Consider the following 22,065-nt stretch of genomic DNA (forward strand, 5'->3'; position numbering starts at 1 on the left):
GCATTCCCTTTCATCGTGCTCATGTCGCGGCATCCGCTCATGCCTCCGCGCCGGACAGATCCAGCGCGGCGGCCAGCAGATTCCGCGTGTACTCGTGCTGCGGGGCGCCGAAGATCTGCGCGGCGTCGCCGGATTCGACCAGCTCGCCGTGGCGCATGACCACGACGCGGTCCGCGATCTGCCGCACGACACCGAGGTCGTGCGAGATGAACAGCATCGAGAGTCCGTGCTCCTGCTTGAGATCCACCAGCAGGCGCAGGATCTGGGCCTGCACCGAGACGTCGAGCGCCGAGACCGCCTCGTCGCACACCAGCAGGCGCGGCTTCATCGCGAGGGCCCGAGCGATGCTGACCCGCTGGCACTGCCCGCCCGACAGCGCGGACGGCCGACGATCGGCGACACCCGAGTCCAGCCCGACGTCGTCCAGCAATGCGGCCAGGGCCTTCTCGCGGTCACGCCCAGGTGCGATCGCGGGATTGGTGCGCCAGACCTCGTTGATGATCGCGCGCACGCTCATGCGGGGATTCAGCGATGAGCGCGGATCCTGGAAGACCATCTGAAGCTCGCGCTTGAGGGCGGCGGGGCGGCGCGACACCACGTCGAGGGGAGTGCCCCCGAACGTCATCGAGCCCTCTTGCGGATGCTGCAGGCCGACGACGCAGCGGGCGACGGTCGTCTTTCCCGACCCTGACTCGCCGACGAGCGCGAGGGTCTCGTTCTCGCCGAGGGTGAAGGAGACCTCGTCGACCGCACGGCGCGCGGGCGGCGCCCCGGGCTTCTCGCGGCGCTTGCGGCTGAAGTCGACGACGAGGTCGCGGACCTCGAGCAGGGCGCCGCTCATGCCGGCACCTCCTCGGCGAAGTGGCACGCACTGCGGCGGCCGGGACCGACTTCGAGCAGCGCCGGGTCGACGTCGCGGCAGATGTCGCGCGCCATCGGGCAGCGCGGGTGGAAGGCGCAGCCAGTCGGGCGTGCGCGAGGGTTCGCGGGCGCACCGGGGAGCGGGTCGGCGATCGCGCTCTTCGCGCTGACCGACGGCACGCTGTGCACGAGGGCGCGCGTGTACGGGTGCTTCGGTCGTCGCAGGAGCTCGCGCGCGGGCCCGCGCTCGGCCACTCTGCCGGCGTACATCACGACGAGGTGGTCGGCGACGTGTGCCATGACGCGAAGGTCGTGGCTGACCAGGAGCATCGCGGTGCCCTCGTTGTCGCGCAGCGAGCGCAGCAGGTCGAGGATGCGCGCCTGCACGGTGACATCGAGGGCGGTCGTCGGCTCGTCCGCGAGGATCAGCTGCGGCGTGCCGGCGAGTGCGAGCGCGACCATCGCGCGCTGGCGCATGCCGCCCGAGAACTGGTGAGGGTAGTCATCGGCGCGGGCGGCCGGGTCGGGGATGCCCGCGCGGTCCAGCAGTGCGACGGCGGTCCGCTGGGCCTCGGCGCGGCTCGATCCGTTCGCGCGGAGGATCTCGCCCACCTGCTTGCCGATCCGCTGCGTCGGATTCAGGGCAGCGAGCGGATCCTGGAAGATCATCGAGATCTCACGACCACGCACCTTGCGCCGTTCGTCCTCGTTCATGCTCAGCAGGTCGCGGCCGCGGAAGCGGATGCTCCCGCCCGTCGTGGAGCCGGGAGGCAGCAGTCCGAGGACGGCCATGGCCGTCATCGTCTTGCCGCTCCCGGACTCCCCGATCAGACCGGTCGTGGTGCCCGCCTGCATCGAGAACGAGACGTCGTCGATGATGCGCACGGGACCGTCCGCTCCCGGGACGTCGACCGTCAGGTGCTCGACCTCCAGCAGCGGCGGTTCGGTGCTCCGTGCATCAGTCATCGACGATCCCCGTTCCTACTCGGCTGCGATCGTGATGCCGGAGAAGTCCACGCGACCGTCCGGCGCCGGCACGAATCCCTGGACGTCACTGCGCCAGACGTATGCGGTCTCGGGGAACATCGGGAACATGCCCACGGCGTCGCCCCAGATGATCTCGATCGCGTCGGCGTAGAGTGCCTCGCGCTCCTCGACGTCGCTGATCGATCCCGCCTCGGCGAGGAGCTCGTCCAGCTCGGGGTTGCAGTAGCCCATGCGGTTGGCGGCACACGTGTAGAGGCGGCCGAGGTTCGTCGCGGCGTCGAAGCCGGCCGAGCCGATCTGCTGGATGTTGATGTCCCAGTTCAGGGCGAGGAGGTCTTCGAGGAACACGGCCTGTTCCTTCTCGAGCACCTCGACCTGCACTCCGATCTCGGCGAGGTCGGAGGCCACGGCCTTCGTCACCTCGGCGAACTGCGGCTGCGAATACTGGAAGCGCAGCACCGTCGAGTAGTCGAAGCCGGCCTCATCCAGGGCCGCCTTCGCCGCGTCGGGATCGAACTCGACGAGCTCCTGCGGCGCATAGCCGAGGACATTCGGTGCCACGGGAGAATCGGCGATCGTCCCCGTCTCGGGGAACAGGCTCGCGACGATCGTCTCGAAATCGACCGCCTGCCAGATCGCCCGACGTACCTCGGCGTCCGCGAGAGCCGGCGTCGAGCTGTTCATCCACATCGTCAGGACCGCTGCCGTCGGCTCGGTCTCGACGACGAGTTCGCTGTCTTCGCGGAGCATCGTCACCTGGTCATCGGGCATCCCCCACGCGGCCTGGATCTCACCGGTCTGCAGTGCCGTGATCCGTGCCGCCAGCTCGGGGATCGTGCGCAGCTCGAGCGACTCGAGAGTCGGCACCTCGCCCCAGTAGTTCGGGTTGGGCACGAGCTGGAGCGACGAACCGGGCACGAACTCCTCCACAATGAAGGGGCCCGATCCGACCGGCTCCGCGAAGCTCGACTCGTCCACCCCCGCGGGCGTGACGGAGAAGTTCACCAGCTTGCCGAGCAGCGCGGCATCGGAGGCCGGGGGAGTGAAGACGACCGTGCGCTCGTCAGGAGCAGCCACGGTGTAGTCCTTGAAGTTGCCCGCCAGCGGACCGGCCAGCGCCAGGACGCGTTCGAAGGACGCCACGACATCCTCCGACGTCACGGGCGTCTCGTCCGAGAACACGATGTCGTCGCGAAGCGTGAAGGTCCATTCGCTGGCGTCTTCGTTGGCCTCCCATGACTCCGCGAGCTCGCCCTCGAATTCACCGGCGCCCGTCGTCTTGATCAGGTTGCTGTAGATCGACTCGGCCGCAAGGCCGGTGCCGCCGTCCTGCGACAGAGCGCCGTGCGGGTCGAGACCCTCGATCGGGAACTGCACGCCGACGACGAGTTCCTGCTCCTCGGCGAGTGGCGCCTCCGATTCCGCGGGGGGCGTGGCTGTGGTGGTGCACCCGGCGAGCGCGAGGACGGCGATCGCCGCGCCCACGACGGAGAGTGCGGTTCTGGTGCTGTGCATGTCTTTCTTCTCCTTGTGTGACTTCGTTGTCGGGTTCATCTGTGATCACCGCTGGTGAATCGGGCGGTGAGCCGATCTCCGAGGAGTCCTGCGCAGATCACGAGTCCGCTCAGGGCGATGCCGGGAAAGGTCGAGATCCACCACGCGCTGCCGAGGTACGTGCGTCCCTCGGCGATGGTCTGTCCCCACGACACCGAGGACGGCGGCAGACCGAGGCCCAGGAAGCTGAGCCCTGCCTCGGCGAGGACCGCGCCGGCGAATTCCGTGGTGGCGAGGGCGACGATCGGCCCGAGGACGAACGGAGCGATGTGGCGGCCGAGCAGCAGCGGTGTGCGCACCCCGATCAGCCGTGCGGCGTCGACCCACGGGCGTTCGCGCAGCGTCAGGGCGAGCCCTCGGGACAGGCGGGCGAAGCCGATCCAGTTCGCCACCGAGAGCGCGAGGATCACGACCAGCATGCTGCGGTCGAAGACTCCGGTGATGATGATGGCGAGGAGGATGCCAGGGAACGCGAGCAGCACGTCGATCAGGCGCGACACGGTGACGTCGATCCATCCGCTGAAGTAGCCCGCGATGGTGCCCAGCAGCACCCCGATGAACCCCGAGATGGCCACGACGCTGATGCCGATGATCAGGGACGTGCGGGTGCCGTAGACGAGCTGGCCGACCATGTCGCGACCGAGCCCGTCCGTGCCGAGCGGGTAGAAGTCGCCATCGGTGCCGACCGAGCCGGGCGGCAGCAGGCGGTCGCCGACGGACGTGAAGACGGGGTCGTACGCGATCACCAGCGGGCCGATGAGCGCCACCAGCACGTACACCCCGATGATGCCGAGCGGGATCAGACCGGCGGTGGCGCTCATTCGCCGTCCACGGCCCGCGAAGACACTGGTCAATGAGATGGCGGTCATGAGCGCACCAGCCGGATCCTCGGGTCGAGCTGCGCGTAGAGCAGGTCGACGGTGAGATTGAGGACCACGACGATCGTCGCGGCGACCAGGGTCCCCGCCTGGACGATCGCGTAGTCACGATTCGAGACGGCCGACACGAGCAGCGTGCCCAGGCCTGGCCACGCGAACACGTTCTCGACGATCACGGCACCGCCGAGGAGCGCGCCGACCTGCAGTCCGAAGATCGTCACGATCGGGATCGACGAGTTGCGCATCACGTGGCCGGTGAGCACGCGACGCTCCGACAGTCCCTTCGAGCGCGCGGTCTGCACGTACCCTTCCGACATCGTCTCGACGACGCTGCTCCTGGTGATGCGGGTGAGCAGCGCGATGAACGGCGCGGCGAGCGTCACCGCCGGGAGGACGAGGTGGGCCCAGCTGCCGGTCCCCGAGCTGGGCAGCAGCTGCAGCTCGAGTGAGAACAGCAGGATGAGCATGATGCCGACCCAGAACGTCGGCATGGCCTGCAGTGTGAGTGCGAGGCCGGAGATTCCGCGGTCGCGCAGCGAGCCCGGACGAGACCCCGCGAGTGCGCCCAGCACCAGGCCGAGCAGCGCGATGGCCGTGGCGGCGAGAGTGAGCTCGATGGTGGCCGGAAGCCGGCTCATCACGAGCTCGAGTGCGGGCTGGCCGAAGCGATACGAGTCGCCGAAGTCGAGCTGCAGCACCTTGAGCAGATACAGCCCGTACTGCACCGGCAGCGGTGCGTTCAGGCCGAGCTCCTCCCGCAGCGCTTCGACTTCCTCGGTGGTCGCGTCTGGTCCGAGCAGGATGGTCGCCTGGTCGCCCGGCACCATGCGGACGATGATGAACACGAGCGTCACGGCGCCCCAGATGATGAACAGTCCGCTTCCGAGGGCACGGAGCAGGTATCGGGTCACGTGTACACCGAGACGGACGAGGCGAGGGCGATCGAGTTCCCGTCGACCGGTTCGCAGGGCAGCAGCTTCTGCAGCGGCCCCGCGTCGCGGTCCTCGAGAAGAGTGACGAGCATCCGGACGGCTTCCTGACCCATCTCGGCCCGTGGCAGCGCGAGCGAGGTCCAGATCCGGGTGGGCGTCGGGGCGGGCGCTTCACCGAGGAAGGCGACCGAGAGATCGGTGGGGATGCGGATGCCGGCGGTCGCCGCCGCCTGCTCGAGCGCAAGGCCGATGTCGTCGGCCTCGCGGGGCTCCACGAGGATCGCGGTGATACCAGCATCCGTCCATGAACGCAGCAGGTCGGCGTCGATCTCGGATCCGTCCCCGACCTGGTGCACGAGATCGGGGGTGAAAGGGAGCCCGGCTGCTTCGAGACCCTCGCGGTGACCGGTGGCGCGGTCGATGCCCGGCTCGGCGCCCTCGGCGCGGCGCACCAGCAGGATGCGGCTGTGCCCCATCGCCGCGAGCCGCTGCACCATCGTCTTGGTGGCGTCGGCGTAGTCCGCACCGACGTACGAGAGATCGACGCCCTCGACCTCGCGTCGGCCGATGAACACGTACGGGAAGTCTTCGCGTGACAGGCGCGCGAGCTCGTCACGCGCGAGGTGACGACCCAGGAGCACGCATCCGTCCGACTTGAGCAGCCGGTTGGATCCTCCGGCGTAGATGCTGCGCTCGGCCGATCCGCCGGCCGACGTGAACAGCAGCATGTCGTAGCCCAGGAGTGCGGCCTCCGCCTCGACGCCCTGGAGGAACGGGAAGTAGAAGTCCCGCTCGCTCACCGGGAACACGGGCTCGAACGTGTAAAGGCCCAGGATGCGGTTGCCCTTGCCGCGAAGACTGCGCGCGGCGGTGTTGACCGTGTAGCCGAGTTCCGCGATGACGGCCAGGACCGCCTCACGCCGGTCGGCCGACACCTGTGAACCGTGACCGTTGATCACGAGCGACACCGTCGCCTGCGACACCCCCGCACGTCGCGCGATCTCGACCTGTGTCGGACGGCGGCTTCCCTGTCGTGTCCCCAACTGACGCTCCGTTACGTGTGAGAAGAATGCCCGTTACGTATTAGAAAGTGGGCGGTCCTGACTGTATATGAGCCCTCTCCGAGACGTCAAGCGGCGGTTCCGAGCCCAAATCCGATCGAGATTCGCCCTTGCAGGGCTGTTCCGGATGCCGCTACCCTGCCAATCACTAATACGAAACGAAACGCGGACCGGAACGAGCGAAGGAGCTCAGTGAAGCTCGCCACATTCCTGCACGAGGACTCCGAGCGGTGGGGTTTCGTCATGCCCGACCCCGTCACGTCGGCGCCGCGCATCGTCGAACCCGCGCGTGCCGAGGCCGCGCTGGCCCGCAGCGGAGGCGCGACGAGCGGCTACGCCGCGAGCAGGCCGAGCTTCCTGGGCGACTGGCCGGACACTCTGGCGGAGTTCCTCGCGTCGGGTGACGACGGGATGGCCGTGCTCGGCCGCCTGGACCGATTCCTCGAGCGCTTCCTCGCGCAGTCCGACGCCACGCTCCTCGGCACCGTCTCGCACGCGGTCGCCGATGTCGAGCTGCTCGCACCCGTCCCTCGCCCGCGGCTGTGCCTCGGGCTTGTCAGCAACTCGCCGTCGTTCGCCCGCGCCAACCCGCGCATCGGGCACCTGAACCTGTTCCCCGTGGCGCATCAGCGTCCCCAGGGGAGCATCGTCGGTGCGGGCGCCGCCGTGCTGATGCGCAACGGTCATCACGATCCCGTCATGTCGTTCAACGTCGAGCTCGGCGTGATCATCGGCCGGGGCGGGCGCGATATCCCGCTCCATGAGGCGATGCGCCACGTCGCCGGCTACGCGAACGTCACCGATGTGGCGGGCACGTACTACTACGGCCGCGTGCCGGGGAACGCCGGCCGAGGCTACAGCCTGCCACCCGAGTACGGCGACTGGTTCTTCCAGGCGACCGCGTCGTGGGGCGGCAAGATCGCCGACACGCTGTGTCCGGTCGGGCCGTTCCTGGTCACGAAGGACGAGGTCGGCGATCCGTACGACCTCTTGGTGTACACGCGGCAGGACGGGCTCCGGCGCGACCGCGCGCACACGTCCGCGACCATCCTCGGCGTCGAGCGGGTCATCCAGTGGTACTCGTCGTTCGCGACGCTGCAGCCGGGCGACATCCTCCACCTCGGCACGCTGGGCGTCGACGGATTGTCGATCCCGCGCGAGGTGATCGAGAGCCGCGAGGTCGTGATCGAGTCCGAGATCGAGCAGCTCGGTGTGCTGCGCAACCCCGTCCAGGCGGTGCCGGTGGGTGAGCGCGTGCCGTTCGACCAGCATCCGTCGTATGCGATCCGGCGTGCGGCGCAGGAGCCGCCGACGGATGCCGCGACCTGGCGTCCCGGCGACGCCCGGCATGTGTTCACGGCCTTCGGCAATCACTCCGGCGCGCCGGACGAAGGGCTTCCTCGGCTGGAGATCCCCCGCTTCTTCACGGGACCCGCGACCTCTCTCGGCGCGGACGGATCCCGCGTGGTGCTGCCGGCGCGCGCGACCGTGGTGGACGTGACGATCGAGCTCGCGGCGGTGGTCGGCCGGCTCGCGTCGGACGTCGACCCCGGCGAGGCCGAGTCATACCTCGCCGGGTTCGCGCCCGTTGTCTCGCTGTGCGACGAGTCGTTCCGCGACGCCGTCGCCGAACCGGCCCGGTTGGGCGAACGGCACATCCCCGCCGTGTACGGCCGGTGGGGCGACGGGTTCAACGTGGTCGGCGCGGTCCAGCCACGAGCAGGGACGTGGCGCGGCCGCCGCATGAGTCTGGAGGCGGGCGACGCGTCCGCCTCGGGCTCCACCGACGACTACCTCGACGGGGCGGCCGAGCTGCTCGCGACGATCTCGGCGGTGACGACGCTCTTCCCCGGCGACGTGATCCTGCTCGGGCGCACCGCTGCCACGCTCCGGCTGCCGGCGACCGGCGGCATCGTCGCGGGAGAGATCGAGGGCCTCGGACGCGTGGGCACCGAGATCGTCCGAGCCGGTTCAGACGGGCCGACGGGCGGGGAGGCTTCCGCATGACCGCGGGGCGCGGCATCCGTCGGAACCTCCTCTTCTTGCACTGTCATGACCTCGGCCGCTTCCTCGGCACCTACGGCGTGGCGACCGTGTCGACGCCGAATCTCGATGCCCTCGCGGCACGCTCGGCGGTCTTCGACCACGCGTTCGCGACCGCGCCGCAGTGCAGCCCCGCGCGCGCCTCGCTGTTCACGGGGACTTATCCGCAGCGCAACGGCGTGCTCGGCCTGACACATTCTCCGTTCGACTGGGACCTCGCCGATCCGTCTTCCCACCTCGCGTCGCGGCTCAAGGCGGAAGGCTTCCGCACCCACCTGATCGGCGTGCACCACGAGTCCCGTGTGCTCGAAGAGGACGTGGTGGCGCAGCGCCTGGGGTTCGACCGGGTGGAGTCGACCGGCGTCGGAGGAACGCGGGCCGACCGGTCGGGAGCCGTGGTGGCCGACCGGGCGATCGACGCACTGACACGGTACGCCGGCGAATCCGAGCCCTTCTATCTGCAAGTCGGATTCTTCGAACCGCATCGCGCGCCGGATCCTCGGGACTCGCCCGGGGTCGTGGGATTCCTCGGCGACGGCATCGATCCCGATTCGTCGCGCGGCCACACCGTCCCCGGCTACCTGCGCGACGACGACGGCGCGCGCGCCGAGATCGCCGAGCTGCAGGGAGCGGTGCGCTACCTGGACGAGCACGTCGGTCGCGTGCTCGACGCACTGGAGAAGCTCGGGCTCGGGGACGAGACGATCGTCGTCTTCACCACGGATCACGGTCTCGCCCTGCCCCGCGCGAAGTGCACCCTCTACGACTCGGGGCTGGAGGTCGCGCTCATCCTGCACGTGCCCGGAACGGACGCGTGGACCGGTGTTCGCGTCGACGGACTCGTGAGCCACCTCGACGTGCGGCCCACCCTGCTCGAGCTGCTCGGCCTTCGACCCGACGACGACTCGGACGGGTCGAGCCTCGTGCCGGTGGTCGAGTCCGCGGCCGCAGCGCACCGCCACGTCTTCGCGCAGCTGACCTACCACGACTACTACAGCCCTCGACGCTCGGCGCGGTCGGACCGATTCAAGCTGATCGTCAACTTCGACAACGCGCCGAACCCGATGGACGCCAGTCAGTCCTGGCTGCGGCGCAGCTCGCCGCACGACCTGGCCAGGGGCGGCATCCGCACCAGCCGGCTCGTCGAGCTCTACGACCTCGAAGCCGATCCCGGCGAGGAGGTCGACGTCGCCGCGACGCCTGAGAACGCCACCGTCCGCGACGAGCTGGCCGCGGCGATGCTCGCGTGGATGCGCGACGTCGGCGACCCGCTGACTTCCCAGGGGCCGCGATCCCCGCACCATGCCGCGGCCGTGCAGTTCCTGACCACCGCAGGTGCATGAACCACTGAAGGAGAAGTACGAGGAATGTCAACGCTCAGTAGACGCCACGTGATCGGTGCGGCAGGCATCGCCGCTCTCGGTGCGACCATGGCCGGACAGCTGTCCCCCGCACAGTCCGCAGCGGCGGCCGAAGCCACCGCCGACGCGGTGATGGGGACGACTCCGCAGGAGTTCGGTGCGGTCGGAGACGGCGTCGCAGATGACACCGACGCGATCCAGAAGGCGATCGACGCGCAGCTCACGCGCCCCAACAAGATCGTGTTCTTCCCGCCCGGGACCTACCGCATCACGCGCACGCTCGTCGTGCCCGACGTCGAGGGTCTCGGCGGTGACAACTTCAACCGCATCGTGCTCGCCGGCGCCAGCACGATGAGCTCGCGGGTGTCGATCATCGACGTCGACTTCGACGGCACCGGGCTCGAGATGCGGGCGCCGCTCGCCGCCCTGCGGGGCCTCTGCTTCGTCGCTCCGGCGAGCCTCAAGAACACCGTCGCGGTCCAGTCGGCGCGCGACGCCAATCGGGTCGGTGCGAACACCGACGACGTGGATCTCGTGGTGACCGAATGCACGTTCATCGAGTTCTACCTGGCCCTGAGGCATGTCGGCCGCGGGCTCGTGTTCACGAACAACCTGGTCGCCGTCGGGGATTTCGGCATCGACATCTCGTGGCCGACGGCCGGCGTATCCGGTACGGGCGTGCATCTGCTCCCGTACGGCATGCGCAAGTGGCTGATCGAAGGCAACCACTTCCACAGCATGGGCACGGCCATCCGCACCACCGGAGAGAACGCGGCGAGCTTTCGCGGGGCGATCATCGCCAACAACGTGCTCGATATCGGGCGCCGGCTGTTCGAGGGCGGCATCATCAACTCCACGTTCTCAGGCAACGTCGTCGAGAACGGCTCCGGCGGACCGCTGATCAACGTCACGGCCGGGGGCACCAATCTCACCTTCACGGGGAACGTCCTGGGCGGCGGCGAGCCGACGGGAGGCGGGCGGCCGCCGTACTCGATCGCCTTCGACACGGCGGTGCAGGCCCGCAACGTCACGATCACGGGGAACACGTTCAACTGGCTCACGCGTTCGCCGGTGTACTTCGCGGCAGCGGCATCCGAAGTCACCGTGTCGGCCAACTCGTTCGACAACTGGAACCTCGATCAGGACGATCGCTGGGGTGCCGTCCGCATCAACGGCGACGCCACGGATGTGTCGATCCTCGGCAACATCTTCGGGGCGAACCCGGTCGCCGCAGCACCGCCGGTGCGGGTGATCGGGACGATCACGCGTTCCACGATCACCGGCAACACGTTCGAGAACACGGCGGGAGTGCTGTGGGCCGGCGCTGTCGGCGCCGACAACGTCATCGAGCGGCGTCGCGCCGGCGCGATGGAGCAGGAGCTCACGGCGGCCGCCAACGGCGCGCTGATCGTGCGGGCGACGACGACGGGGGCACACCAGGTCGGGGCAGACGCGTACGGTGCGTTCGTGGCGGCGTCCGATCAGAGCGGCGGTGCCGGACCCGGCGTGAAGGGCGGCATGCGCATCGTCCCCGTGAACGAGGTCGGGTCGACCGCCGTCGACCTGCTCTGTTCGACCGACGACGAGAACGGCGTGGCCGCCATGCGCGTGGGCATCACCGGCATCACGCCGACGGCCGACAACGCCCGCGACCTCGGCTCTGCTGAGAACCGCATGCGCACGGTGTTCGCACATGGCGTCCAGTTCGCAGCGGGTCCGAGGCCGCAGCCCGTCGCCGGTGCGATGGCGATGGTGTCCGACGGTGCCGGCGGCAGTGTGCTCGCGGTGTCGGACGGAACCACCTGGCGGCGGATCGTCCTGGGCAACCCGGTATAGCCGCGCTCGCTGCGGCGTGACCAGCGCCCTCGCCCCCGACACCCGTGCGACGGGTTCGGGGGCGAGGTGCGTTCGGCGGAACGCCGAGGCTGCGACTGTTCAGAGGACGATGACGGTGCGCTCGCCCGGTTCGTCGACGTGCGCCCAGGCCTCCTCGACATCTGCCAGTGCGTAGCGGCGCGGCCGTACCACCAGAGCCCCTGATGCGACCGCGGCCGCGGCGTCGGGCAGCTCGTTGCGGTAGACGGACGGCGACACCGACCCGAATCCGCTGCCGCTGATCCGCAGTGCGTGCGAGCGGATGGCGGCGCCGTCGAGAGCGATGGCGTCGCCACCCGTGCTCCCGATGTGCACCCAGTCGAGCACCTGGGCGGGGTCGGTGCGAGCCGACAGGATCGCACGCATCGCGTGCTCGGCGGGCGCACCCCACACATAGTCGAGCACGACATCCACGTCTGCGGCGGAGGCGGCCAGTGCGGTGCCGGTGGCCTCGAGGTCGGAGGTGAGCGGCACGACGTGGTCTGCGCCGTCGTCCACGAGAGCGTCCAGTCGCGCGCGGTTGCGCCCGGCGGCGACGACGCGTCCTGCCCCGAGGTGCTGGGCGACCTTGACGGCCATGGAGCCGGCGTTGCCGGTCGCGCCCAGGACCAGCACCGACTGGCCAGGCGTGAACGGCACGCGGGCTCGCAGTACGACCCACGACGACATGAGCGGATTCATGGTGGCGGCGACGATCGCCGGGTCGGCGCCGCCGGGGACGGGGATCGCGCGGGCGGGGTTGAGCAGGATCCGCTCCGCCAGGGTTCCGGTGTCGCGCGCGATGACGAACGCGAGCGAGCCGTCGGCGCGGCGCACCACGCCGTCCACACCGGGCACCATCGGCAGCCGGTCGGGGCTGGCGTAGTGAAGTCCCGCGGCGGCACCTCGTGTGACGGGGTGCACGCCCACCGCCAGCACGTCGACGACCTCGCCGCCCGCTTCCGGATGGGGTTCGAGGATGGAGCTGTAGCGGGGCGGTTCGCCGTAGGTCTCGACGAGCGCGGCTCGGATGGTGTTCATGGCGTCTCCTGTCGATCGGAAGGGATGAGTGGTCGCGGGGTGGTCGGGCGTGTGCCGGTTCAGGCGGTGGTGTCGCGGGCGTCCGCGCGGTCCGGGAGGGGCATGAGTCGCCGGTAGGTGAGGATGGCGATCGTGATCGTGGTGACATGCATGCACATGAGGACGGCGGCGTAGAGCCATCCGTCACCCGTGCCGGTCGAGACGCCGATGAGGATGTCCGGGATGAACGACACAGCGAGGAACGACGGGACCAGCCAGCGCATGACGCGGCTGGGACGGTTCGCGAACCGGGCGATCAGGTGCCAGCCGACCGCACCGCCGATCGCTGCGACGACGGTCAGACTGAGATAGGCGATCGGCTGCAGCCCGGGTCCGGTGGCGCCGATGGCGCCGCCGACGAGAGCCAGCACGGCGTTGACGGCGCTCGCGAGGACGGCGACGATCGCGATGGACAGTGGGACCGCGACGGTCGGACTGTAGGTGCGGGGCAGTGTCGTGGACATGCTCTCCTCCTGGATCGGATGCCGTCGCGAGACGTTCTGCGACGGTGAATCCAGGCTCGCGGCGCAGCGACGTGCGCGCGTCCCCTCGACGGCGTATCCCGGGTACCGCGCTCGCGGTATTCCGGCTGGGATCAGGAGGCGCCTGGGCGGAGCAGGCCGCTCTCGTACGCGAGGATCACCAGCTGCGCCCGGTCATGCGCGTGCAGCTTCATCATGATCCTGTTCACGTGCGTCTTCGCCGTGTGCGGCGAGATGAACAGATCGGTCGCGATGTCGGTGTTGGACAGCCCGCGCGCGACGAGGACGAGCACCTCGCGCTCGCGGTCGGTGAGCTGGTCGAGCTCCGGCGGCGTGCGCAGCGGCCGGTGATCGGGGGGACTGCCCGGTGCGCGCACGTACTTCTCGATGAGTGCCTTGGTCGCGAGGGGTGAGAGCAGCGACTCGCCGGCGTGGACGGCACGGACGGCGCGCGCGATTTCATCGGGCTCGGCACCCTTGCCGATGAAGCCGCTGGCGCCGGCGCGCAGGGCGGCGAGCACGTACTCATCCTCTTCGAACGTCGTCAGGATCAGCACGCGGGTCTGGGTGAGCGCCGGGTCGCTGCAGATCGATGCGGTGGCGTCGATGCCGTTGAGCTCCGGCATCCGGATGTCCATCAGCACGATGTCGGGCAGGAGGAGCGCCGCCTGAGCGATGGCGGCCACACCGGTGGCGGCCTCGCCGACGACCTCGATCCCGTCGGCCTGGTTCAGGATGCCGGTCACGGCCTGGCGGATGAGCGGCTGGTCGTCCACCACGAGCACGCGGGTCATCAGGGTCGCTCCTTCGCAAGAGGGAGGGTGGCCGCGAGGCGGTATCCGCCCGCTGTCGTGCCGGTCTCGACGACGCCGCGGACCGAGGCGACCCGTTCGCGCAGGCCGATCAGGCCGTGGCCTGCACCGGTACCGCCGACCTCGGCGCGGCCGGCGGAAGGGACAGTGGGATTCGTGACCACCACCGTCACGTGCTCGTCCGCGACCTCGACGAGAACGTGGGCGCGCTGGTCGGTGCCGTGCTTGAGGGCGTTCGTGAGCCCCTCTTGGATCACGTGGTACGCGACGAGGTCGACAGCGCCCGAGACCCGGCCGGGATCGCCCTCCACGCGGAGATGGACCGCCAGCCCGGACCGCGCGAACTGCTCCACCAGATCGTCGAGCCGGCCCAGACCCGACGGCGGCGTCATGGTCTCGGCATCCGGATCCTCGGCGCGGAGGAGGGCGAGCAGATCGCCGATCTCGCGCAGGACGGTGCGGGAGGCGCTGCGGATCGTGCTCAACGCCTCTTGTGCCCGCTCGGGTGACTCCAGCGACGACGACGCGACGCCGGCGTTGAGGCTGATCACCGCGATCTGGTGTGCGACGGTGTCGTGCAGGTCGCGGGCGATGCGCAGGCGCTCCTCCGAGACGCGGCGCCTGGCCTCCGCCTCACGGGTCTGCTCGGCGCGCTCGGCGCGCTCGGTGACCGCGACGATGTACTCGCGCCGGGAGCGGGTGGCGTCGCCGGCCGCCGCGGCGAACGCGACGGCGAGCGTGAACTGCACCATCCGCGGGTCGGAGGCGCTCACGACCGCGCCGAGCACGCTGAGCAGGAACACCGCCCCCGCAGTGATGGCGGCCGCGAGGATCGTGACGCGACGCGTTGACCGGTTCGCGAGCCCGAACATCGCGATGGCGACCGCCAGGATGATGCCGGGAGCGACGGTGCCGGTCACGGCGGCGAGGCCGTAGAGCGCGACGCAGCCCGCGAGGACCGGGATGGGCCATCGTCGCCGGAGGAGAAGCAGAAGGGCAGCGGCGACGACGGCGATCACCGCCACCACCGACGCCGAGCGGGGTGCCTGCTGCGGGCCGTGCAGGAAGGCCGACGAGACGACGAGGAACACCGCGAGAGCGTCTCCCGTCCATCGCAGCACGCGCCTGGCCAGCATCGGTCTTCTCGTCGGCGACCAGGGATCTCGCCCGTCCGTGGTCGCGTTCACGTGTCCAGTGTGGGGCAGTGCAGGGCGGTGCGCATCATCCCGCGGGGGCACATGGGGTACCGCAGCCGCGGTATCGAAGTGCCCGCGCCCGGGGGACGTGCTGCGAACGCGGCCGGACGACGCTGGAGTCCCACCCCGATCCTGAGGAGTCCCATGAGCATCCCGATCATGTCGGTCACCGACGTGCACAAGTCCTACGGCCGCGGCCAGAACCGATTCGACGCCCTCCGGGGCGTGAGCTTCGACGTCCATGAAGGCGAGAGCGTCGCGATCGTCGGCAAGAGCGGATCCGGCAAGTCCACGCTCATGCATCTCATGGCCCTGCTGGACGCTCCCTCGTCCGGCACGATCGAGCTGGAAGGCGTCGACACCGGCACGCTCCGGGGCAGCCGCCTCAACCGGGCGCGCAACCGGACGTTCGGCTTCGTCTTCCAGCAGTTCTTCCTCACCGGCGACACCACGGTGCTCGACAACGTGGTCCTGCCGATGAAGATCGCCGGCTACGGGCGAGCGGAGCGGAGACGCCGCGGGCTCGCCGCTCTCGAGCAGCTCGAGCTCGAGAACAAGGCCGGCAGCAAGGCCGCCGATCTGTCCGGAGGGCAGAAGCAGCGCGTCGTGATCGCCCGAGCGCTCGTGAACAATCCGCGCATCCTCTTCGCCGACGAACCCACCGGAAACCTCGACAGCCAGACCGGCGCCGTGGTCGAAGACATCCTGTTCGCCCTCAACCGCGAACACGGCATCACCCTGATCGTCGTCACGCACGACGAGGACCTGGCCGCACGCTGCGACCGCCGGATCTCGCTCAAGGACGGGCTCGTCGTCCACGACACGATGGCGGTGGCGGCATGAAGGCGCTCGATCTCGTCCGGTCGGCCGTGTCGAACACGTTCCGCTCCAAGACACGGACGACCCTGACGGTCCTTGCCATCTTCGTCGGCGCGTTCACGCTGACGCTCACCAACGGGCTCGGCACCGGCATCAACGCCTACATCGCCGACACGCTCACCGCGGTGGGCGCGCAGGACGTGATGACCGTGACCAAGAACTCCGAGACGGCGGCGGCGTCGGCTGAGGAGGACTCCGGACCTGCCGAGTACGATCCGGATGCCGTCGCCTCCGGCGGCTTCGACGATGCCACCGTCTCGGCGCTGACACCGGCCGACCTCGACACACTCGCCGACGTGGACGGCGTCCTGGACGTTCAGGCCACCAAGTCCATTTCGCCCGACTACATCCAGGCCGGCGAGGGCGACCGGTTCGTGCTGAGCGTCGGCGCGCTCGTGGAGGGGCAGTCCGTGCAGCTGGCCGCCGGTGAGGATCTCGACGACGCGTCGGGCGAGCTGCAGGTGCTGATTCCCGTCTCTTATGTCGAGCCGCTGGGATTCGAGACCGACGAGGCCGCGGTGGGGCAGACGGTGTCGATCGCGGTGACCGACGCCGACCGCGCCCAGCACGTGATCGATGCCATCGTGGTCGGCGTCGCTGAGGAGGCACTGGCATCTCCGGCCGGCGTCTCGGTGACGACGAACGACGCCCTCACGGACGCGTTGTACACGGCACAGGGCACCGGGCTGCCCGCCGACGAGACCGAGAGGTACGCGCAGGCCAGCATCTGGTTCAGCCCCGATGCCACTGATGCTGAGATCGCGGCGCTGAAAGATCGGCTCGCCGACGCCGGTTTCACCGGCACCACCGTGGCGGATCAGCTCGGCGCCGTCACCGCCGTGATCGACGGCATCGTCCTGGTGCTCAACGCCTTCGCGATCATCGCGCTGCTGGCGGCCGGCTTCGGCATCGTCAACACGCTGTTCATGTCGGTGCAGGAGCGCACCCGTGAGATCGGGCTCATGAAGGCCATGGGGATGGCCAGCGGCCGGGTCTTCTCCCTGTTCAGCCTCGAGGCGGCCTTCATCGGCTTCCTCGGCAGCGCCCTCGGCGTGGTCATCGCGATCCTCGTCGGCGGGGTGGTCAGCTCGGCGCTCTCGGGCGGTCTTCTCACCAGCCTGCCCGGCTTGACGCTGATCGCCTTCGATCCGGTCTCGATCGCGCTGATCATCGTGGCGGTCATGGGCATCGCCTTCCTCGCCGGCACGCTGCCTGCGGCCAGGGCCGCGCGCGCCGATCCGGTGACCTCACTCCGATACGAGTGAGGCGGGATGCCGGGCGCCCCAGCGGTTCGGGCGCCCGGCATCCGTCTCCGCATCGCCCATCGAGAAAGGAACGATCATGGCCCTCGCGTCGAGCATCGTCGAGAAGATCCTGTGGTCCCTGGCCATCTCGGTCTTCCTCATCGCGGCCGCGATGTTCACGGTCGTCTACGTCGTCGTGATCGGCGTCGCCGGGCTCGTGCGATGGCGCCGCGCTCAGTCGGAGCGGAGCGCGGCCTCGTGGACGTGATCCCGACGCCCTCGCGACGCTGGCGGCGGTGCTCGTCGAAGCGGTCTCGTCGCCGTGCATGCTGCTCGTGCTGTTCCTGGTCGCGGTCATCGCCGGTGTCGTCGTGGACCGGATGCGTGCGGTGTTCAGGCCAGTGCCGGAGCGTGGCGTGTCTGGCGCCACGCCGACGGCGGCATCCCGACGCTGCGGCGGAACGCGCGGCTGAAGCCCTCGTCGGAGGCGTACCCCAGCTCGCGCGCGATCGTCGACACTGGCAATCCCGATTCGAGCATCCGCTTGGCCGTGCTCATCCGCACTTCGGTGACGTAGCTGGCCGGGGTGCTTCCCACCGTGGCGCGGAAGCGCTCGGCGAACACCGAGCGCGACATCGCACCCACCGACGCGAGCAGTTCGACCGTCCAGTCCCGGCCGGGCTGTTCGTGGATCGCTTCGACGACGCGGTCGAGGAACGGATCCTTCGCAGCGGCGGGCCAGCCCTCGGGTGCGCACCCGTTCTCGGCCCACGCGCGGATCACCGAGAGGAGGACGGTGGTCGCCATCATGCGGCAGATGACGGGGTCGCCCGAGCGCAGAGCAGCGGTGGCGCGGTGCGCGAGGCCCATGTTGGCCGCCAGTGCGGCCGCGGCCGGCTCGAGGCCCGCGAAATCCGTCACGGTGACCACATCGGGAACGACCGTGGCCAGCCCGTGTGCGACGTCGGACAGCTCGAACTCGAAGACGACGAGCGATGCCGAGGCGTCCGGTTCGAGCACGAACCGCCGGCTGCCGAGCGTGATGAGGGCATCGCCGGCGACGAGGCGCGAGCGGTCCCCGGCGGCGGTGGCCCAGATCCGCTGCGACGCGCGATCTACATCGAGGCGGCATCCGTCTCCCAGCGGGGGATGCCCGTGGACCACGCCGTCAGCGACGTAGACGAGCGTCACCGCATCAGCGGCGATCGGCAGCGTGCCGGCGGGCTCGAGCGTCAGACGTCGCGCGATTCCCATGCGCACCTCGATGGACGAGAGCACCTGGGCCAGGGCATCCGAATCGACCACCGTCATGCGTAGCCGCAACGTGCGGGCGGCGCCGGCTATTCCTGGGCGGCGGGGATGCAGTCACCCCTCGCCGACGATGGGGCGGGTGCTTTCGCGCACCAGCAGCCTGTGGGGCGCGACGATCTCTGTGGCCGGGAGCGTAGGGTCTTCGATCCGTGCGATGATCCGGCGAACGGACTCTCGCGCGATGAACGGGGTATCGAGCGAGATCGTGCTGAGCGTCGGCCGCGAGAAGCGCCCTTCCTCGACGTCATCGATGCCGATCACGGCGATGTCCTCGGGTACACGCAGGCCCGCGTCGAACACGGCGCGCATGGCGCCGATGGCGAGCAGGTCGGAGAAGCAGAAGATCGCGTCCGGCGGGGTGGGGAGCTCGAGCAGCGCGCGGGCAGCGGCGTAGCCGTCACTGCGGCTGTAGTGTGCGGCAGTCGTCACGTAATCGGGGCGCCGTTCCAACCCGGCAGCTGCCAGCGCTGTCTCGTATCCGGCCGAGCGTTGCAGCGGAGTCGCGTACTCTTCGAGCGGCTGGGAACCGATCGCTGCGATGCGGGTGCGCCCGATCGCGATGAGATGGTTCACGGCATCTCGCGCGGCGGCCACATTGTCGATGGCCACGTGGTCGTAGCGCCCATCGAACTCGTGCTCGCCCAGCAGGATCAGCGGCATCCGCATCGATCCGTGCATCGCGAGCAGCTCCGACTTGGTGACCAGCGGACTGAACAGCAGGCCGTCGAAGAGCATCGTGCGATCCTCTCCGGTGAGCAGTTGCCGCTCGCGCTCGTGGTCGTGTCCGGTCTGGTCGATCATGACGCGGTATCCCACCTCGGCGGCGGCGTCGATCACGTCACGGGCGAGTTCGCTGAAGTACGGCACGTCGATTTCCGGCACCACGAGTGCGAGCATCCCGGTGCGTCCGGTGCGCAGTGTCCGAGCGACCGGGTTTGGCCGGTAGTCGAGCTCTTCGATCGCCGCCAGCACTCTCGTGCGCATGCGCTCGCTGACGTGGGCATATCCGCTCACCACGTTCGACACGGTGCGCATCGAGACCTGCGCGCGTTCTGCGACATCGCGGAGTGTGGCCGGCATCCCGCCATCCTATCGTTTGCAACGTGTGCAAACATGGGTTACAGTTTGCATACGTTAGCAAACGAGGGTCAGCAGCCGAGCATTGCGAACCGCTGAAGACCACCACGCCTCACCCGAAGTTCCACGCACAGAAGTTCCACACACAAAGGAGTGTCCATGAACCGCCACCCGAGCCGGACCGCTCTCCGCGTCGTCGTGACCGGCAGCTTCGCCGTCGTCGCACTTGCGCTCACCGGCTGCGGCCCCGACATCACGGCCGGCGACGGGTCGGCATCCGACCGGCTCCAGGCACCCACCGCTGAGCAGCCGGCAGGCGAGATCACCATCTGGGACCGCTCAGGCGACCTCTACGAGGTCTTCGACGCGGTGATCGACGACTTCGAGGCGAAGTACCCCGAGATCACGGTGAACCACGAGGCGGTCGACATCAACGCCAAGCTGCAGAACACCCTCATCACCGGCACCGACGTGCCGGATGGCGTGTTCCTCGACGACGCGCTGGTAGGCGGCTACGCCGAACACCTGTGGGACGTCACCGACGTGCTCGAGCCGTACATCGACGACATCGCTCCGCAGAAGATCGACGCCACCACGGTCGACGGCGGCATCTATGGCGTGCCCTTCGACCTCAACCCGGGATTGCTCTACTACAACGCCGCAGCGCTCGAAGCGGTCGGCATCGACGCGGCGACGATCGAGACGTACGACGATCTGCTCGCGGCCGCCAAGGAGTATCAGGCGGCGAAGCCCGGCTCGAAGCCGATCCACCTGGAGCAGAGTCCCTTCCTCGGACAGCTTCAGCTCGAGATGTATGCGAGCCAGCTCGGCACCTCGATCGCGGATTCCGACGGGGAACTGCGCCTCGACAGCGACGAGTACGAGCAGATCCTCACCTTCCTCGACACCGTGCAGAAGGAAGGTCTCGGCACGCGGGCCGAGTACCTCAGCCCGACCGACATCGCCGAGCTCGAGAACGGCAACCAGGTCTTCTACCCCTGGGCGATCTGGTTCGACTTCGCTCCACAGCAGCTGCTGCCCGAGACGAGCGGCGACTGGCGGGCGATGCCGCTGCCGGCGTGGGCGGAAGGTGGCGCGCGCAGCGGCGCGATGGGCGGCTCGTCGTTCGTGCTGCCGAAGGACGGGGAGAACGCCGACCTCGCCTGGCTGTTCTACGAGTTCCTCATGTACGACGAGGCCGGCTACAGCGCGGTCTGGGGCGTCAACGACATCTACCCGACCGGGCTCAACACGTCGATCCCCGCGTACTCGCCGGCAGCCGATCCGTCGAGGCCCCTGTTCGAGCCGATCGAGGCGCTGGGCGGCCAGGACCTGTGGGCCGTCGCCACCGAGGCCGGTGCGCAGATCCCGAGCGGCACGGCGATCCCGTCCTGGTGGAACGGCGCCGTCGACTACCTCGGCAACGACCTGCAGCGGATGCTCGACGGCGACCTGACGCCCGCCGAGGTCGTCAGCAGCTCGACCGACGGCATCCAGACCAACCTCATCGACAGGCAGTGACGGGCTCTCCGAGATGACGACCTCCGCCCTCCCCTCCGCGCTGCCGCAGCGCGCGCATCGCCTCGGCGCGGCGAAGCTGCGACGACGCTCGGCGCCGTACCTCTTCGTGCTGCCGTTCCTCGTGATCTTCGTCGCCTTCAGCGTGTACCCGCTGATCTTCACGGCGCGGCTGAGCTTCACGAACTGGCGGGGCGCCGGTGCCGCGGAGTGGGTGGGCTGGGGCAACTACGCGTACCTCCTCACGAGCGAGGCGTTCTGGAACTCCCTCGGCAACTCCGCCCTGCTGTGGCTGCTGATCGTCCCGGTGCAGCTCGTGCTGGGCGTTGTCGTGGCCGTGCTGCTGAACTCGGCGAAGCTGCGGCTCCGCGGCCTCTACCGGGTCGCGTTCATCGTGCCGTTCGTCACTCCGCTGGTGGCAGTCGCACAGATCTGGGTGGTGCTCTTCGACCAGCAGTACGGGGCGATCAACGCGCTCCTCGGCGCGTTCGGCATCCCCGATATCGGCTGGCTCACGACGAGCGCCTGGGCGAAACCGACCCTCGCGCTGCTCTTCCTCTGGAAGACCACCGGGTTCATCGTGATCATCCTGCTCTCCGGGCTGCAGTCCATCGACCAGTCGATGTACGAGGCGGCCGAGCTCGACGGCGCCTCGCGGTTGCGTCAGCTGTGGAGCATCACGGTGCCGCTGCTGCGCCGCACCATCATGTTCGCCGTGGTGCTGCAGACCCTCGCGGTCTTCCAGATGTTCGCCGAACCGTTCGTGGTCACGCAGGGCGGGCCGTACAACTCGACGACGACTGCGGGCTACTACCTCTACAACCACATCACGCGCGGAGATCTCGGCACGGGAGCGGCGAACTCCTTCCTCCTGGTCATTCTCGTGATGGTGCTCTCGCTCTTCTTCGTCCGGATGCTGCGAGCCAAGGACTGAT

General features: G+C 69.2%; 20 protein-coding genes. 8 read left to right on the forward strand and 12 right to left on the reverse strand.

Annotated elements, in window-relative coordinates:
- Positions 1-37 precede the first annotated feature (37 nt).
- Genes HF576_RS15265 through HF576_RS15290 form a run of 6 tightly spaced genes read right to left on the reverse strand, consistent with a single transcriptional unit; the run spans position 38 to position 6,255 of the window.
- Positions 38-841, reverse strand: coding sequence for an ABC transporter ATP-binding protein (locus HF576_RS15265; RefSeq protein ID WP_168913633.1), 804 nt, complete (start codon positions 839-841; stop codon positions 38-40).
- Positions 838-1,827, reverse strand: coding sequence for an ABC transporter ATP-binding protein (locus HF576_RS15270; RefSeq protein WP_168913634.1), 990 nt, complete (start codon positions 1,825-1,827; stop codon positions 838-840). Before HF576_RS15270 ends, HF576_RS15265 begins: the two co-directional genes overlap by 4 nt.
- Before the next feature lie 15 nt (positions 1,828-1,842).
- Complete coding sequence (locus HF576_RS15275) at positions 1,843-3,363, reverse strand: ABC transporter substrate-binding protein (protein WP_168913635.1); 1,521 nt, start codon at positions 3,361-3,363, stop codon at positions 1,843-1,845.
- Positions 3,364-3,398: 35 nt separating this feature from the next.
- Positions 3,399-4,223 carry an ABC transporter permease gene (locus HF576_RS15280; RefSeq protein WP_240948919.1) on the reverse strand — a complete coding sequence of 275 codons (825 nt, stop codon included), beginning with the start codon at positions 4,221-4,223 and terminating at the stop codon, positions 3,399-3,401.
- 44 nt (positions 4,224-4,267) lie between these two features.
- Positions 4,268-5,191: an ABC transporter permease subunit gene (locus tag HF576_RS15285; RefSeq protein WP_205835262.1), complete on the reverse strand. Its 924-nt coding sequence runs from the start codon at positions 5,189-5,191 to the stop codon at positions 4,268-4,270.
- Positions 5,188-6,255, reverse strand: a complete 1,068-nt coding sequence (locus tag HF576_RS15290) for a LacI family DNA-binding transcriptional regulator (protein WP_168913637.1) — start codon at positions 6,253-6,255, stop codon at positions 5,188-5,190. The genes HF576_RS15285 and HF576_RS15290 overlap by 4 nt, the downstream gene beginning before the upstream one ends.
- 210 nt (positions 6,256-6,465) lie before the next feature.
- Here HF576_RS15290 and HF576_RS15295 point away from each other — a divergent pair, with 210 nt between their 5' ends.
- The 3 genes from HF576_RS15295 to HF576_RS15305 are packed head-to-tail and all read left to right on the forward strand — an operon-like array spanning position 6,466 to position 11,513.
- Complete coding sequence (locus HF576_RS15295) at positions 6,466-8,280, forward strand: fumarylacetoacetate hydrolase family protein (RefSeq protein WP_168913638.1); 1,815 nt, start codon at positions 6,466-6,468, stop codon at positions 8,278-8,280.
- The gene (locus HF576_RS15300; RefSeq protein ID WP_168913639.1) at positions 8,277-9,659 is read left to right on the forward strand and encodes a sulfatase family protein; all 1,383 of its coding nucleotides are present in this window, start codon (positions 8,277-8,279) and stop codon (positions 9,657-9,659) included. Before HF576_RS15295 ends, HF576_RS15300 begins: the two co-directional genes overlap by 4 nt.
- A gap of 24 nt (positions 9,660-9,683) precedes the next feature.
- Positions 9,684-11,513, forward strand: coding sequence for a glycosyl hydrolase family 28-related protein (locus tag HF576_RS15305; RefSeq protein WP_168913640.1), 1,830 nt, complete (start codon positions 9,684-9,686; stop codon positions 11,511-11,513).
- A 99-nt stretch (positions 11,514-11,612) separates the two neighbouring features.
- Here the strand turns inward: HF576_RS15305 and HF576_RS15310 are convergent, their stop codons facing one another.
- The 4 genes from HF576_RS15310 to HF576_RS15325 all read right to left on the reverse strand — a co-directional run bounded on the left by HF576_RS15310 (position 11,613) and on the right by HF576_RS15325 (position 15,092).
- Positions 11,613-12,572, reverse strand: a complete 960-nt coding sequence (locus HF576_RS15310; protein WP_168913641.1) for a zinc-binding dehydrogenase — start codon at positions 12,570-12,572, stop codon at positions 11,613-11,615.
- Positions 12,573-12,631: 59 nt separating this feature from the next.
- Positions 12,632-13,075 carry a DUF6069 family protein gene (locus HF576_RS15315; protein ID WP_168913642.1) on the reverse strand — a complete coding sequence of 148 codons (444 nt, stop codon included), beginning with the start codon at positions 13,073-13,075 and terminating at the stop codon, positions 12,632-12,634.
- 131 nt (positions 13,076-13,206) lie between these two features.
- Complete coding sequence (locus HF576_RS15320; RefSeq protein WP_168913643.1) at positions 13,207-13,887, reverse strand: response regulator transcription factor; 681 nt, start codon at positions 13,885-13,887, stop codon at positions 13,207-13,209.
- Positions 13,887-15,092, reverse strand: coding sequence for a sensor histidine kinase (locus tag HF576_RS15325; RefSeq protein ID WP_343234302.1), 1,206 nt, complete (start codon positions 15,090-15,092; stop codon positions 13,887-13,889). The genes HF576_RS15320 and HF576_RS15325 overlap by 1 nt, the downstream gene beginning before the upstream one ends.
- 153 nt (positions 15,093-15,245) lie before the next feature.
- Here HF576_RS15325 and HF576_RS15330 point away from each other — a divergent pair, with 153 nt between their 5' ends.
- The 3 genes from HF576_RS15330 (at position 15,246) to HF576_RS15340 (ending at position 17,492) form a co-directional block, all read left to right on the forward strand.
- Entirely contained in the window at positions 15,246-15,944 is a 699-nt protein-coding gene (locus HF576_RS15330; RefSeq protein WP_168913644.1) for an ABC transporter ATP-binding protein, read from the forward strand.
- Positions 15,941-17,245, forward strand: coding sequence for an ABC transporter permease (locus HF576_RS15335; RefSeq protein WP_168913645.1), 1,305 nt, complete (start codon positions 15,941-15,943; stop codon positions 17,243-17,245). The genes HF576_RS15330 and HF576_RS15335 overlap by 4 nt, the downstream gene beginning before the upstream one ends.
- A 76-nt stretch (positions 17,246-17,321) precedes the next feature.
- Entirely contained in the window at positions 17,322-17,492 is a 171-nt protein-coding gene (locus HF576_RS15340; RefSeq protein WP_168913646.1) for a hypothetical protein, read from the forward strand.
- Positions 17,493-17,617: 125 nt separating this feature from the next.
- Here the strand turns inward: HF576_RS15340 and HF576_RS15345 are convergent, their stop codons facing one another.
- Together HF576_RS15345 and HF576_RS15350 are read right to left on the reverse strand one after the other, a co-directional pair.
- Positions 17,618-18,535, reverse strand: a complete 918-nt coding sequence (locus HF576_RS15345; RefSeq protein ID WP_168913647.1) for a helix-turn-helix domain-containing protein — start codon at positions 18,533-18,535, stop codon at positions 17,618-17,620.
- 54 nt (positions 18,536-18,589) lie between these two features.
- Positions 18,590-19,615 (reverse strand): LacI family DNA-binding transcriptional regulator, encoded by a 1,026-nt coding sequence (locus HF576_RS15350; protein ID WP_168913648.1) that lies wholly within the window; start codon positions 19,613-19,615, stop codon positions 18,590-18,592.
- Positions 19,616-19,771: 156 nt separating this feature from the next.
- Here HF576_RS15350 and HF576_RS15355 point away from each other — a divergent pair, with 156 nt between their 5' ends.
- Both HF576_RS15355 and HF576_RS15360 read left to right on the forward strand, forming a co-directional pair.
- A complete protein-coding gene (locus HF576_RS15355; RefSeq protein ID WP_168913649.1) occupies positions 19,772-21,133 on the forward strand; it encodes an ABC transporter substrate-binding protein in 1,362 nt (453 codons plus the stop codon).
- A gap of 13 nt (positions 21,134-21,146) precedes the next feature.
- A complete protein-coding gene (locus HF576_RS15360; RefSeq protein ID WP_168913650.1) occupies positions 21,147-22,064 on the forward strand; it encodes a carbohydrate ABC transporter permease in 918 nt (305 codons plus the stop codon).
- Position 22,065: the final 1 nt, after the last annotated feature.

Origin of the sequence: Microbacterium salsuginis, from assembly GCF_012524205.1 — a bacterium.
Classification (GTDB): domain Bacteria; phylum Actinomycetota; class Actinomycetes; order Actinomycetales; family Microbacteriaceae; genus Microbacterium; species Microbacterium salsuginis.